Source organism: Helicobacter sp. 13S00482-2 (assembly GCF_002272795.1).
GTDB lineage: Bacteria > Campylobacterota > Campylobacteria > Campylobacterales > Helicobacteraceae > Helicobacter_J.
The window spans coordinates 1-13,703 of record NZ_MLAT01000001.1 but is presented as its reverse complement, the minus strand read 5'-3'; the positions used below and the strand labels follow the sequence as shown (position 1 = coordinate 13,703).

Sequence of the window (13,703 nt, the reverse complement as noted above, 5' to 3'; positions counted from 1 at the left end):
CAAGTTTATTTTTTATTAGTTTGAGTACAATGCCTGTTATTGTTATCTATTTTAAAGGTAGAAAATGTCAGATTTAAAAAGATCTATGATAACAAGTAGCTATTTTAATGGACTTGTTTTGGTTGGGGCAATATCTTTTGCCTCCCTTTATTTTGCTAATATTGACTTGCTCAAGGCGATACATTTCTCTCCTCTTCTTATTGGTGTTATTATAGGGGCTTTTGCTTCTTCTATATTTAGGAGAACTAGAAAATCTGTTGAATATGGAGTGAATTTTAGTGCCAAGAAATTGCTTCGATTTGGGATTATTTTGTATGGATTCAATGTTACTTTAACTGAAATATTGAGTGTGGGCATACATGGTATTATCATTTCATTAGTTGTTGTCATCATTATTTTTTCTTTAGGAACCTATATTGGTGTGAGGTTTTTAGGCCTAGATAAAGAGATTTCTATGCTTGTGAGTGGAGGAAGTGCTGTTTGTGGTGCTGCTGCTGTTTTGGCACTAGAATCTTCTATAAAATCAGAACCTTATAAAGGAGTGGTTGCTGTCGGTACAGTCGTTATATTTGGATTGATTGCAATGTTTTTATATCCAATACTCTATAACATTGGCATCATACCCTTAGATCATACTCAAGAAGGTATTTATATTGGTGCAACCGTGCATGAAGTTGCAAATGTAGTGGGTGCATCAAGTTCTATTTCTCCAGAGGCTCAGAGTGTTGCTGTGACCATCAAAATGATTAGGGTGATTTTGCTTGTGCCCTTGCTACTCATCGTTCCTTATATCATCAGTCACAATACAAGGGCAGGCGGGCGCAGGAAACTCCATATCCCTTGGTTTGCTTTTGGTTTTTTGGCTTTAGTGATTGTGAATTCTTATCTTCCTAGATTGGCTCTAGGTGTGATTTCTGCTGATGTATTTAAAAATATTATGGAAGTGTTGCATTATATTTGTAATCTTTCTTTAGTCTTTGCGATGGTAGCACTAGGGCTTCAGGTTGATTTGAAAAAGTTCCTTAGTTCTGGAGGTAAAGCATTTACCTTAGCGTTGATATTATTCGTTACTCTAATTTTCGGTGGTTTTTTCTTGGTAAAATTTTTAACATAAAAGGATAAAAAAATGATAGAACTTATTGATAGAACAAGGTTTGAAAAAGAAATTGCTCAAGGAGCAGTTATAGTAGATTTTGGAGCAAATTGGTGTCCAGATTGCCGAAAGATAGAACCTATTATGGAAGTACTTTCAAAAGATTATGAAGGCAAAGTAAGAATTTACAAAATAAATATTGATGCTGAAGAAGAACTCAAAGAGGAGTTAGGGGTGAGGAGAATTCCTACTCTAATATTCTATAAAGATGGTAAGGAGGTTGGAGAAAGAGTTGTGGAGCCTGACAATAAACTTCCGATCGAAACAGCTTTAAAGCAACTGATCTGAATTTAAACATATAACGGTTATCAAATTGATGGATGGGATTATTCTTCCCAGTCCGTTAGTGCTTCTTTAACGATCTCAATCACACAATCCATGCCCCCTGCAAGACTGAAAAGCCAATATTTATGCAAATAGATCCATTCAATCTGTTTAGCTTGAGTTTCTAGTTTATCTTTTACATCTTTGACAAGAAGTTTTGCAATATCAAGTTCTTGATGAAAGATATAAGATTGAATCGCATCCACAAAGTAGTCATTAAATTTTTTTTCATCAAATAATTTTTTTACCTCATCAATTTCATCTAAAAGTTTGGTTAGTTTTTTGAAGTTTATTTTTTCTAATTTATTCTCATTATTGAGTCTCTCAAGTTCTTCGGTATATTTGGCTACTTTTAGAAATAATTTTTCAACTCTAGCTTTTTGTTTAGTGCCATATTTGATGATGTCTTCACATTTATCTCTGGCTATTTTGATATTTTTATCACTTAGGCTTTTTTCTGGATAAACTAGTTTGATTGGTTTTTTAGGAGTGGTCGTGTCTATTAGTTTTATAGCTTCTTGAAAACTCATCTCAAGGGCTCCATGTATCCTCGCCCCTCCTTGTGTTGCATTGATAACCTCAAGTTTATAGGGAGTTTGAGCAATATCTTTTTCAAAAAACTCTAAAAATAATTTCCAAACCTTTGTTGTCTCTACCTTCCCTCCTCCACCATATTTTTCTATGAATATTTTTTCACTTTCAGGTTTTGGTTTGATTTCATTGCTTCCATACAAGGCATTTTTGGCATGAGAGCTTCCATCATTTCCAAAAGCAAGATCTTGACCAATGATAATGCATCTTTTAAATCTTGAATGGACAATCAGTTCATAGGCCATATTTGCTGCACTCATACCAATTCCCAAATACCCATACTCGTGAAAACCAAATAAATTAGTGTAGCCAAAGGGACGAAAACTAAATTGTTTAGTCCCTTTAGTGATAGATTCTTTGAGTCTTTTATTTACAATTGAAGTGATGGCAAATACAACTCCTTCTTGGGCTTCTTCTGGAGTGTCATAATAAAAACGAGCTGTTGCTTCAACACGTTCAAGTGAAAGTACAACATCAGGTTTGATACCATTTTTATAAAGAATAGGAAAAGAAGCATCAATGCAGAAGATGCTAACAAAAGGTGCGATGCTTTTGAGTATTTCAAGTTGCTTATTAAGGCTAGGACCTGTGGAGACAATGATAGCAGTATCTTGATTTTTAAGATTTTGCACCAGATTGATGAGTGTAGGAGAACGCAACACATCAGGAAGATTTTGTATGTGTTGTTTGATACCTATAATAGCATCTCTTGTATCATTTCCTATGCTAATCACGGCGTGTTCAATTGCTTTGATAAAGAATTGATTGAGTTTGAGTATTTCATCTTGGTGGGCTTCATAATAAGAGTTGAAAATGTGCAAGTCATAGACTTTTGAATAAATCTTGGATTTTTTATCCATTTCAAAAAGCGAATTGATCATATGGTAGGTGCAAAATTTAGAGTATAGAAATATAATCTTATCGCTCAAAATCTCTTCTGTAAAATCAACTAGATTGAAAACAATAAATAATATCTCAATCTCAGGTTCAATAACGACAATACGCTTAAGTTGGGGATTTCCTAAGAGTAATCGATAAAATACACCATTTCCCAATCCATAAAAATATAAATATGGGTAATGCACATAACTAGAAAAATCATTCACTTTTTTCATCGTCTCTTCAAGGGGTTTTCCTAAAAACAATGGTGTGCTAGAATTTTTTTCTATGATATTAAAATTCGCAGGATCTTTGTCCATAAAAACATCAAATCTTTCATTGGGTTTGATGTTTGCTAAAGAAATTGCCAAAAGAGGATCTTTGATTTTTATAGCATTAAAATTTTTTTCATAAATATTTTGCATAGATAACCTTGAAAAATAGAGGGGATAATTCCCCTTTAAGAGGAATTATTGAAGAAGTCTTAGGACATTTTGCTGTACAGCGTTAGCTTGTGCCATTGCAAAACTTCCACTTTGTGCCAAAATATTGTATTTTGAGAAATTTGCAGATTCTTGTGCAAAATCCACATCTCTGATCTGAGATTCAGCTGCTTTTACATTGACTTGGGTCACAGAAATGTTATTGATGGTTGCGACGAGTTGGATTTGAACAGATCCTATGTCCGCACGAACTTTATCAAGCTGAGTTCTAGCAGAATCTGCCATATCCATTACAACCATTGCTCCTTTGATGCTTGTGACCCCAGCTCCCATTCCTCTCCAGTTGAGATCTGCTTGAGCAATATTGGCATTAGCCCCAGAAGCAGAAGTAACATTTGCATCAAATACTCCTCGAATTGCTCTTAGATTCACTGTATATTCTGATACACCTTGTGCGGAATGCATACCAATGTGACTGAAATTTACCCCACTAATGATAATATCTCTAGCATCGGTTCTTATGAGTGTTAATCTTCCTACGATTGCGTGATTGAATCCTGAAATACCAGCAAAATTTCCTCCACCAAAAACTTGACCACTTGCACTATTTGCGTGAATAGATATAGCCCTTCCATCGTTGGATTTCAAATTCATCCTGCCTGTGATATCTAAAAATGCCTCCACGCCTGTTTGATCTTTAACAGAATTGACCGCATTCATTAATCTACCATCAGCATCATTTTTACGAACATCATTGATGGTTCCAATTGATACACCATTGATAACAAGACCCCTGATAGTTCCTGATTGTACGGGTACACCACCTGTGGCCATAACATTATAAGAAGCCCTCACACCAAGTTTGTTTGAAAATCTATTGATAATTTCACTTAATGCACCAATACCAGTTCCTGCAGATGTTGAAATTTTAGCGGTTTCTATTTGATAGTCATTAACGCCATCAACTTGCCTAAAATTCAGAGCAACCTCAGTAAGATTGCCCCCTGCTGCAGAAGCTTGCATACCAATTCCATCAAATGAAGAGGTTTCCATCCTAATGTGCCCTATCTTATCTGAGCTTGTTGGTCCAATAGAGGCTTTTACAGTTGTATTAGAATATGCCCCGATCTGAAATTCCTTGTTTGAGAAACTTCCAGATAGCATTTGTTGGCCATTAAAGCTTGTAGTATTAGCGATGTTATCTAGTTCTTCTAATAGCCTTTGAATATCGCTTTGCAGTGCTTTTCTAGACTCTAGAGTCTGACCATCTTGAGCAGCTTGGATCGCTTTGGTTTTGATAGTATCTAAGATCTTAATTTGTTCATCCATTGCTTTATCAGCCACTTGTATCATACCAATAGCGTCATTTGCGTTTTTGACCGCTTGTCCTAAGCTCTCGCTTTGACTTCTAAGACTATCAGCAATAGCCATACCAGAAGAATCATCAGCGGCTTTATTGATACGAAGCCCAGAGCTAAGCTTTTCTAGAGAACCCGCCAAGTCTCTATTGTTCTGTATGCCTACTGCGTGTGCGGTAAGTGCTGCTATGTTTGTATTTATCCTAAAACTCATAATCGCATCCTTTGCATTTGTTTTGGTCATTACAAGCAATAGATGTTCCAAAATTATTTTCTAGCAAAAAAACAAAAATGTGTTAAAATTGCCAAAAACATCAAGTTAATTAAAGAGTAACAATGAAAGATCTAATCATCGTAGAATCCCCAGCTAAAGCAAAAACCATCAAAAATTTTTTAGACAGTGGTTTTGAGGTCATTGCTTCAAAAGGTCACATAAGAGATCTTCCAAAATCTAGTTTTGGGATAAAAATAGAAGAAGAGAGTTTTATTCCTGAATATAAAATTGATAAAGATCATAAAGAGATTGTAGAAAAGATTAAAGCTTTGGCAAAAAAAGCAAAAGTTACCTATATCGCTACCGATGAAGATAGAGAGGGTGAGGCAATAGGGTTTCATATCACTCAGGCTATTGGTAAAGATGTGGATACTTTTCCGCGTATTATTTTTCATGAAATAACCAAAACAGCCATACAGAATGCTTTAAAATCTCCAAGAAAAATTGACATGGATAGGGTTAATGCACAACAAGCACGTAGGCTTTTAGATAGGATAGTGGGTTTCAAGCTAAGTGGGCTTATTTCAAGTAAAATAAGTAGAGGACTCAGTGCTGGTAGAGTGCAGAGTGCTGCTTTAAAGATTATTTTAGATAGAGAGAGGGAAATTAGAGCATTTGTGCCTATTGATTATTACAATATTGATGCTGTTTTCGGAAATGGAATACAAGCAGAATTGAGTGTTTATGAGGGCAATAAAATAAAAAAACAAAGTATTACAGATAAAGCCCTTGCTGAAAAAATGCTAAAGGCTCTCAAAGATACTCCTTATAAGGTGGGTGAAATTGCCAAAAAGCCAAAAAAATCTGCCACTCCTCCTCCTTTTATGACTTCTACCTTGCAGCAAAGTGCTTCAAATGTTTTGGGTTATTCTCCCACAAGAACCATGAGTATTGCTCAAAGACTTTATGAAGGCGTTCAAACCAATAATGGAGCAATGGGTATTATCACTTATATGAGAACAGATAGTCTCAATATTGCTAAAGAAGCTCAAGACTCTGCTCGTGAGAAAATACTCAAAGACTTTGGAGAAAAATATATCCCTTCAAAACCAAAACAGTACAGCACCAAGAATAAATCTGCTCAAGAAGCTCACGAAGCTATTCGTCCCACAGATATTTTTTTCACACCAGAACTTGCAAAATCTTATCTCAAACCCGAAGAGCATAAACTTTACACTCTTATCTATAATCGTTTTTTAGCTTCACAGATGGAAGATGCAATTTTTGAAACTCAGAGCATTGTTTTTGTTTGTGGTAAAGGTGAATTCAAAGCAAATGGTCGAAAGCTTATTTTTGATGGATATTATAAACTTTTAGGCGATGAAGATAAGGACAAGTTGCTTCCTGAACTCAAAGTGGGCTCAAATATAACTTTAGAATCCATTCAAAATAATAAGCATACTACAGAACCTCCAGCTAGATATTCTGAGGCTTCATTGATAAAAACCTTAGAAGGCTTGGGTATTGGTAGGCCTAGTACCTATGCTCCTACGGTATCTCTTTTGCAAAATCGTGAATATATTACTGTTGAGAAAAAACAAATCATTCCTCAAGAAAGTGCGTTTAAAGTGATTGAGATGCTAGAGGAGCATTTTAATGAAATTGTGGATTGTAAATTCAGTGCTTCTTTAGAAAATAAACTAGATGAGATAGCTCAAAGCAAAGAGGATTGGCAAAAGGTATTATGGGAATTCTATGAGCCTTTTATAGAAAAAATCTCTCAAGGCAAACTCAATATTACTTCTCAAAAAGTAGTTATTCCCACAGGAGAGTTTTGTCCAAAATGCGGAAAAGAACTTGTAAAAAGAAGTGGGAGATATGGTGAATTTATAGCTTGTAGTGGGTATCCTAAGTGCAAGTATATTAAACCAGATGAAAGCAATAATGACACTGAAGAAATATCTGAAGTTTGTGAAAAATGCGGGAAACCCATGGTGAAAAAATTTGGGAAAAATGGTGAATTTATAGCTTGTAGCGGGTATCCTGATTGCAAGAATACTAAATCTTTAAAAAATTCTTCCAATGCTCCTAAGGCTTTAGATGTAAAATGCCCTGAATGTGGCGGAGATATATTGCTTAGAAGAAGTCGTAGAGGATCTTTTTATGGTTGTGGAAATTATCCGAAGTGTAAATTTATCTGCAATCACGAGCCAATTGATGTAAAATGCCCTGAATGCGGGTATATGATGAGTGATAGAACTTATAGAGGCAAACATATTCACGAATGCATCAAGTGCAAACATAAAGTTGAAGTGAATTGATAAACAAAGTGGTATTTGGGCCTGTTATCTCTAGGAGATTTGGTATCTCTTTAGGTGTTGATTTATCTCCTAGCGGGAAACAGTGCAATTTTGATTGTCTTTATTGTGAATTACTTGGACAAAAAGCACAAGAAAAGATGGAAAAAATTATCACATTAGAGGATCTTATCAAGAGCGTCCATTTGGCACTTTTAGAGAATCCTCAAATTGATGTTTTGACAATCACAGCAAATGGAGAACCCACTCTTTATCCATTTTTGTATGATTTTATGAAGACTATCAAACCTTTTATTCCAAAAGGAGTTTCTACTCTGATCTTAAGCAACGGATCTAGGTTTGGAGTTCCTAGTGTGCAAGATGCTTTAGCATTGTTTGATATAGTGAAATTTTCTTTAGATGGGGCAGATGAAGAGAGCTTTAAACGTGTTGATAGACCTCATAAAAATATCAGTTTAAAGGATTTATTGGCTGGCATTAAGGATTTTTCTTCCAAATATAAAGGCGAATTGGTCGCTGAAGTATTGCTTGTAGATGGAATCAATGATAAGCCTAAAAATATCAATGCCATCGTGGAATTTCTGAAGGATATCAATGTGAGTAGGATTGATTTAGGGAGTGTGGATAGACCCCCTGCTTACAATGTAGAGGCAATTAGTTATGATAAGCTTTCTGAGATAGCTAAAGAATTTAAAGAAATGTTTGTTTCTTTACCTCATAGAAAAAGTTCTCCCACTCAAATGAATCAAAAATATTCTAAGGATGAGATTTTAGAGTTTATTTCTAGAAGGCCTATAAGTTTAGATGAGTGTGAAAGTATTTTTGAGCCCCAGACTTTATTGCTGTTAAAAGAGCTTTATGCACAAGGTGATTTGAAAATAAAGAAGGTTGCTAACCTTCAATTTTATACAATAAAATCTTAACTCTGAAATATAAAAGGTATCAAGCTGATGACAAATAGGATTATCACTCCTGTATTGATTCTTTGCCATTGCCTTTTGAACGCACACATCAGAACATAAATAATGAATCCACTTGCCAATCCTGTAGTGATAGAAGAGCTCAGTGGCATTAAAATAATCGTAAAAAAACTTGCTATACAGACAGGTAGATCAGAAAAATTGATATGCCTGATTTCTGAAAACATCAATGCACCTACTACAATCAAGGTTGGATAAATCGCATAATCAGGAATAGCACTAAATACCGGCAACAAAAACAAAGTGAGAGCAAAAAATATTGCCGTAAAAACAGCAGTGAGTCCAGTTCTACCACCTATTGCAACTCCTGCAGAGCTTTCTAAAAAAGCTGTTGTTGTAGAGACTCCAAACATTGCTCCTGCGGTTGTAGCTATAGCATCAGCTTGAAGAGTTTTTTCAAGTTTTTTATCTTTTCCGCTGACATCTTGAAACATCTTTGCTTTTGCCCCCACACCTGCAAGTGTACCCAAGGAATCAAACAAATCGGTGATAAGTAATGCGATGATTGCAGGTATGAGTGCAACGTTCATTATTCCTATTAGATCAAATTTCATAGCAATACCTGAAATAGAAGATGGAGAGGAAAAGATATTAGATGGCAATGAAGAATCGCCCAATATCCAAGATATTGCTGAACAAAGCAATATTCCAATAATAAAAGCTCCTTGAATCTTGAGTGTGTGTAATAATAGCATCACCACAACTCCAAAAATACCAATTAGAATATGAGGCGAGGAAATATTTCCTAGTGTCATTAATCCTGATGAGGTGATAGTGATAAATCCTAAAGATTTCAATCCTATGGCTGCAATAAATGCTCCAAGACCAGCACATAAAGCAAATCTTAGATCTTTAGGAATGCTTTGCATGATCCAAACCCTGATACGTGTAAAAGAAATAATCATAAAAATGATTCCTGATAAAAATACAGCTCCCAACGCTTGTTCCCAGCTCAGCCCCATTCCCTGAACAAGACCATAGGTGAAGTACGCAACTAGACCCATTCCTACACTCATAGCAACGGGAGTATTCGCCCATAATCCTGTGAGTAATGTTGCTAGTGCTGTCACTAACGAGACTACAGTAATAAGCTCATTTTTTGGCATACCTGCTTCAGAAAGAATTTGCGAACCCACAGGAATAATATAGAGCATTGTTAGAAATATTGTGAATCCTGCTAAAGCTTCTGTTTTAAGTGTTGTATGATTTTGTTTGAGCTGAAAATATTTTTCTAAGAATTTCATTGATTTCTCCATTTTTTCAATAAGTGTTCTTGAAGAGATGCAAGAATTGTAAAATATTTCTTCATAAAACTACATAAAATTATCAAATCAAAGCGAAGGTTTTTGTTATGAAGAAGGATTTGATTTTAAGTCTTGTAAGAAAAATTGTCTTGATATAGCCTTAGGAGTGCAATGAAAAATGCTGTTATCGTCGGCCCTACAACAATTCCCCAGAATCCAAAGGTAGAAATACCAGCTAAAATTGAAAAGAAAATCAAGATTTCACTGATTTGGATAGGGGTTTTTAAAATTTTTTGTTTGATGATGCCGATAATGATAGGCTTGATGATATTATCAATGATAAAACTTATGAAGATGAGTGAATAAAGCCCTATAAATACCCCACCTCCTATATTGCCCAAGTATATCTCATAACCCATTATAGGTATCCATAAGAGAGCTCCACCTATTATGGGTATCAAAGAAGTCAGTCCATAGAGTATGCCAAGCAAGAATCCATCATATCCAAACCACATCACCGCTACCCCAAAAGCAAGTCCTTGAAGCAAAACATTGATAATTGAGGTCAAAAATACAATATGCAAAACACCATTTATCTCTTCAAAAACTGCCTGACTTTCAGATTTTTCAAAAGGCAAAAGTTTGACAACATAGGCATACATTTTGTGGCCATAGTAGAAAAAGAAAAACAAGAACACCACAATAAAACCAGCGTTCATAATAAAATTCAGGCTGTACTTTCCAATGTAGCTACTGAATGTGAGTGCGTAAGTCATCACTGAATCCACAGAGATACTTGCGAAAAATTTATTTACATTTTTATCTAAAGTTGGAAAATTTGAAAAAATCCCAGAGGTAAAATTTCTTAATTTTTCAATCAAGATTGTGAAGCTATCAGGCTCTAAATGACGTAAAAAATCAATGCTTTGATGAACCACAAAGTATAGCGGTAAAATAAAAAATGCTAAAAGCACCAACACGCATAACATGGATGTAAGAAAATTACTTTTGATATAGTTTTCAAAAAAATGTTTGAGCCAATAACTAGCCACACACAAAAGTGCGGCTATCAAAAGATTCATCAAAAAATCTTGGTATAAATACCCCATCCAATAAAGACTGATAGCAAAGACAATCCAAAAAAAGTATATCGGACGCACTAAATTATCAACATCCCATTAAAATCATTTTCGATTTTAAGCATATCAAGAGCTGCTGCAATCTGACCTCTGTGATGAACCTCGTGAGTGAAAAACGAAAGAATGATTTGATAAGTGGGCTTTTCAAATTTTACACCTGGAAATTCTAGTGTTTCAATTTGTGTAAAATCGGATTTATTTTCAATAAAAGCAATCATAAACTCATCTACTTTAGATCTGTATTCAAACATTTTTTCCATTGTCTTGTATCCTGATTTGAGTTGCATGTGTGCATCGCAATCCATTATAGATTCAATCAGCCTTCCATCAAGCTCTTTTGAAGTATATCGTCCGCATATATGAGCCCCTAGTGCCAAAGCGTGTTCAAAAGTACCTGCTATGGAATTAAAATACAATCCCATATCTTTTTCAAAAACATCTTGATTGCATTTTTTAAGACATTCCATCATTTTTTCGTTTGCAATCTTGTTATACTTTGCTTCTAGTTTTAATACCGCATTCATTTAAAAATCCTTTTATTGTTTTTGTGGCCAATTATACCTTGATTGCTTTAACCATTTTAATTTTGTGCTAAAATCTATGTTGATTATCTATCTGGCGAAGGAAAATGATGATATTACACAAATATTGTGCGAGTGGGAATGATTTTTTGATATTCAGTGCTTTTGAGCATAAAGATAGATCTCAGTTAGCAAAAAAACTTTGCGATAGGCATAATGGGATTGGTGCAGATGGTCTTGTGGTTGTATTGCCTGATTTAAAATATGCGTATCGGTGGGAATTTTATAATTCTGATGGGAGCAGGGCAAAAATGTGCGGAAATGCTAGTAGGTGCGTGTGTTATTATGCTTATGAGAATTCTCTTGCACCTCTTTGCCATACTTTTCTTACAGATGCAGGAGAGATAAAAGCTCATTTCAAAGGCACTATAGAATCTGATGGTATTGGAAAATTTGCCAATATTCAAACCAATCTAGGAAAGTATACCATCATAGATGAGTTCAACATAGAAAGTGCTATTTATCCAGGTAAATGGTATTTTATTGATACAGGAGTGCCTCATTTAGTTCATTTTATTACAAGCTCAAATCAGCTTCCAAAGATTAAAAATCAAACGCTTTGTGATTTACGTAACAAATATGATGCAAATGTGAATATAGCCTATATTGAAGATTCTCAAAAGATTTATCTTAGTACCTATGAAAGAGGGGTAGAGGATATAACTTTAGCTTGTGGAACAGGAATGGCAGCGGTTTTTGCAATGGCACATATTCATCATAGTGTTGCCAAGAAATGCACTCTTGTTCCTCCTAGTGGAGAAAAATTAAATTTAGATATGCAGAGTGATGAAATTTTATTTGAAGGCAAGGTTTGTTCTGTAGGTACCTTTATTGTGAATGAAAGATAAAGATAATTCCATTTGCATATCCCCATAGAACACAGCATAAAAATTCTCCTTTGTTAATATCCCCGATATATTTCTCGCTATAATGCTATATCTAGATATGAAATACTAAAGGATAAAAAATGTTCTCAGATATAGGAAAATTGATACTCAGGTTAAATGTTGGAGGAATGATGATATTTCACGGCATTTATAAAGCGGTCTATGGAGTTGATGGTGTTAGGAGTATGATTGAGGCTATGGGAATGCCAGGATCTGCTGTTTATGGTGTTTATATAGGAGAGATTTTAGCACCTATTATGCTTATCATTGGTTTTCAAGTTAGGATTGCTTCTGTGATACTTATTTTGAATATGCTAGTAGCGATTTTTGTGGTTACAGGCGGGAATATATTTGGAATCAATCAAATGGGTGGATGGATTATTGAACCTCAAGCTTGGTATCTTTTTGGGGCTGTGGCGATCATCTTTTTAGGTTCAGGAAGATTTGCCTTAGATATTAAAAAAGGCCATTAAAAGTTATTAGGGATTTATCCCTAATCCTATAAAATCCCCTGAAATAAATATGAAATTAAATAAATATACAGTCTTATTAGCTCACTCTCGCTACTCCATTCTTCTATAAATTGCCTGTTAGTACATATGTGAATCTAATAACAACTTATCTAAAATAAATACTTAAACAAAAACTCCCTATCATCTACCAGAGTATCGAAAAAATTGCCTCCTGCTTGGATGTGAATATCGCGATCATGCCAAGATATGGAAAAAAGATCTCCACTTTAGGGGATTTAAAAATATTTTTGTCATACACAAAAAGCTCTCTCCTGCTTAGATTGTGAACCATAGTCTTTTGACCAATCAGATTATCAAAGATGGATTCTTCTTATTTAGTAGGAATCTTCACTTCTTTAGAGGCATCATTACTAGGAGAGGTTCTATGAATGTTTGAATCTAGAGGATTTTCTTTTATTTTTAAATCAATATTAGGAGAGATACTAGCTAGGTTTTTTGACTTCATCATGTGGGTTTTCTTCTTTGATTTTGTTTCTGCGTTTGTTGATGAAGGCTCTAGCTCGAATGATTATGTTGATGGAAAATAGTAAATAATAAACTATGAAGGGTGTATAAAAGTAGTAATTAGACATAAACTGAGAACCATCATCTAGGCGTAGAATCCAAATAAAACATAAAAAAAATAAAAAAGCACTCATATAAATCATCAAGCTTATCTCATTGAGATTTATATTTTTAAATCCATATCTAATTTTTATATAGACATAATATAACACAATATAATGGAATAAAATAGAATAGACACTCGTATAATAATCATATATCTTTTCAACAATAATAATAAATAAGCCGACAATAAAAATAACTATAAATACAATTTTATCCACTCTTGAGAATTGATTATCCATATAGAAAAAAATGAAATTGATGATAGGAATTGAAAGTAGTATGAATATGATGCTAAAACTAATAATAATATATACAAATATCATTCTCCTCTCCTTTGTTTCATAACATCTTCTAGAATCTTCACTGTTTCAGGATTTTTGGGTTCATCATGTGGGTTTTCTTCTTTGATTTTGTTTCTGCGTTTTTTGATGAAGGCTCTGAATCGAATGA

Annotated in this window: 13 protein-coding genes; 6 read left to right on the top strand and 7 right to left on the bottom strand. The window is 34.4% G+C overall.

Annotated features, from left to right (window positions below; translation table 11 throughout):
* Positions 1 to 64 precede the first annotated feature (64 nt).
* Together BKH42_RS00060 and BKH42_RS00055 are read left to right on the top strand one after the other, a co-directional pair.
* Positions 65 to 1,114 (top strand): YeiH family protein, encoded by a 1,050-nt coding sequence (locus BKH42_RS00060; protein WP_180673847.1) that lies wholly within the window; start codon positions 65 to 67, stop codon positions 1,112 to 1,114.
* A gap of 12 nt (positions 1,115 to 1,126) precedes the next feature.
* Positions 1,127 to 1,441: a thioredoxin family protein gene (locus BKH42_RS00055; RefSeq protein WP_095293568.1), complete on the top strand. Its 315-nt coding sequence runs from the start codon at positions 1,127 to 1,129 to the stop codon at positions 1,439 to 1,441.
* Between the two features lie 38 nt (positions 1,442 to 1,479).
* Here the strand turns inward: BKH42_RS00055 and BKH42_RS00050 are convergent, their stop codons facing one another.
* Positions 1,480 to 3,372, bottom strand: coding sequence for a motility associated factor glycosyltransferase family protein (locus BKH42_RS00050; protein WP_095293567.1), 1,893 nt, complete (start codon positions 3,370 to 3,372; stop codon positions 1,480 to 1,482).
* A 45-nt stretch (positions 3,373 to 3,417) separates the two neighbouring features.
* Positions 3,418 to 4,962 (bottom strand): flagellin B, encoded by a 1,545-nt coding sequence (locus tag BKH42_RS00045; protein WP_095293566.1) that lies wholly within the window; start codon positions 4,960 to 4,962, stop codon positions 3,418 to 3,420.
* A 122-nt stretch (positions 4,963 to 5,084) separates the two neighbouring features.
* On the opposite strand from BKH42_RS00045, the gene topA reads away from it, so the two are divergent.
* Positions 5,085 to 7,283 carry a type I DNA topoisomerase gene (gene topA, locus BKH42_RS00040; protein WP_095293565.1) on the top strand — a complete coding sequence of 733 codons (2,199 nt, stop codon included), beginning with the start codon at positions 5,085 to 5,087 and terminating at the stop codon, positions 7,281 to 7,283.
* Positions 7,280 to 8,203, top strand: coding sequence for a radical SAM protein (locus BKH42_RS00035; protein WP_095293564.1), 924 nt, complete (start codon positions 7,280 to 7,282; stop codon positions 8,201 to 8,203). Before topA ends, BKH42_RS00035 begins: the two co-directional genes overlap by 4 nt.
* Here BKH42_RS00035 and BKH42_RS00030 read toward each other — a convergent pair.
* The 3 genes from BKH42_RS00030 to BKH42_RS00020 form a co-directional block, all read right to left on the bottom strand.
* Positions 8,200 to 9,504, bottom strand: coding sequence for an NCS2 family permease (locus BKH42_RS00030; RefSeq protein ID WP_095293563.1), 1,305 nt, complete (start codon positions 9,502 to 9,504; stop codon positions 8,200 to 8,202). The genes BKH42_RS00035 and BKH42_RS00030 overlap by 4 nt on opposite strands.
* Before the next feature lie 125 nt (positions 9,505 to 9,629).
* On the bottom strand, positions 9,630 to 10,664 hold the full coding sequence (locus BKH42_RS00025) for an AI-2E family transporter (protein WP_095293562.1): 1,035 nt from the start codon (positions 10,662 to 10,664) through the stop codon (positions 9,630 to 9,632).
* Complete coding sequence (locus tag BKH42_RS00020; RefSeq protein ID WP_095293561.1) at positions 10,664 to 11,167, bottom strand: DinB family protein; 504 nt, start codon at positions 11,165 to 11,167, stop codon at positions 10,664 to 10,666. The genes BKH42_RS00025 and BKH42_RS00020 overlap by 1 nt, the downstream gene beginning before the upstream one ends.
* A 107-nt stretch (positions 11,168 to 11,274) precedes the next feature.
* On the opposite strand from BKH42_RS00020, the gene dapF reads away from it, so the two are divergent.
* Entirely contained in the window at positions 11,275 to 12,072 is a 798-nt protein-coding gene (gene dapF, locus BKH42_RS00015; RefSeq protein ID WP_095293560.1) for a diaminopimelate epimerase, read from the top strand.
* A gap of 119 nt (positions 12,073 to 12,191) precedes the next feature.
* Entirely contained in the window at positions 12,192 to 12,584 is a 393-nt protein-coding gene (locus BKH42_RS00010) for a DoxX family protein (protein WP_095293559.1), read from the top strand.
* A gap of 370 nt (positions 12,585 to 12,954) precedes the next feature.
* Here BKH42_RS00010 and BKH42_RS09825 read toward each other — a convergent pair whose 3' ends face one another.
* Positions 12,955 to 13,089 (bottom strand): hypothetical protein, encoded by a 135-nt coding sequence (locus BKH42_RS09825; protein WP_257874202.1) that lies wholly within the window; start codon positions 13,087 to 13,089, stop codon positions 12,955 to 12,957.
* On the bottom strand, positions 13,067 to 13,576 hold the full coding sequence (locus BKH42_RS00005) for a hypothetical protein (RefSeq protein ID WP_095293558.1): 510 nt from the start codon (positions 13,574 to 13,576) through the stop codon (positions 13,067 to 13,069). The genes BKH42_RS09825 and BKH42_RS00005 overlap by 23 nt, the downstream gene beginning before the upstream one ends.
* Between the last annotated feature and the right edge of the window lie 127 nt (positions 13,577 to 13,703).

Bases quoted from the DNA above. Each gene is read 5' to 3' on its own strand.
- BKH42_RS00060 (WP_180673847.1), top strand. From the start codon at position 65: ATGTCAGATTTAAAAAGATCTATGATAACAAGTAGCTATTTTAATGGA.
- BKH42_RS00055 (WP_095293568.1), top strand. From the start codon at position 1,127: ATGATAGAACTTATTGATAGAACAAGGTTTGAAAAAGAAATTGCTCAA.
- BKH42_RS00050 (WP_095293567.1), bottom strand. From the start codon at position 3,372: ATGCAAAATATTTATGAAAAAAATTTTAATGCTATAAAAATCAAAGAT.
- BKH42_RS00045 (WP_095293566.1), bottom strand. From the start codon at position 4,962: ATGAGTTTTAGGATAAATACAAACATAGCAGCACTTACCGCACACGCA.
- topA (WP_095293565.1), top strand. From the start codon at position 5,085: ATGAAAGATCTAATCATCGTAGAATCCCCAGCTAAAGCAAAAACCATC.
- BKH42_RS00030 (WP_095293563.1), bottom strand. From the start codon at position 9,504: ATGAAATTCTTAGAAAAATATTTTCAGCTCAAACAAAATCATACAACA.
- BKH42_RS00020 (WP_095293561.1), bottom strand. From the start codon at position 11,167: ATGAATGCGGTATTAAAACTAGAAGCAAAGTATAACAAGATTGCAAAC.
- dapF (WP_095293560.1), top strand. From the start codon at position 11,275: ATGATATTACACAAATATTGTGCGAGTGGGAATGATTTTTTGATATTC.
- BKH42_RS00010 (WP_095293559.1), top strand. From the start codon at position 12,192: ATGTTCTCAGATATAGGAAAATTGATACTCAGGTTAAATGTTGGAGGA.
- BKH42_RS09825 (WP_257874202.1), bottom strand. From the start codon at position 13,089: ATGAAGTCAAAAAACCTAGCTAGTATCTCTCCTAATATTGATTTAAAA.
- BKH42_RS00005 (WP_095293558.1), bottom strand. From the start codon at position 13,576: ATGATATTTGTATATATTATTATTAGTTTTAGCATCATATTCATACTA.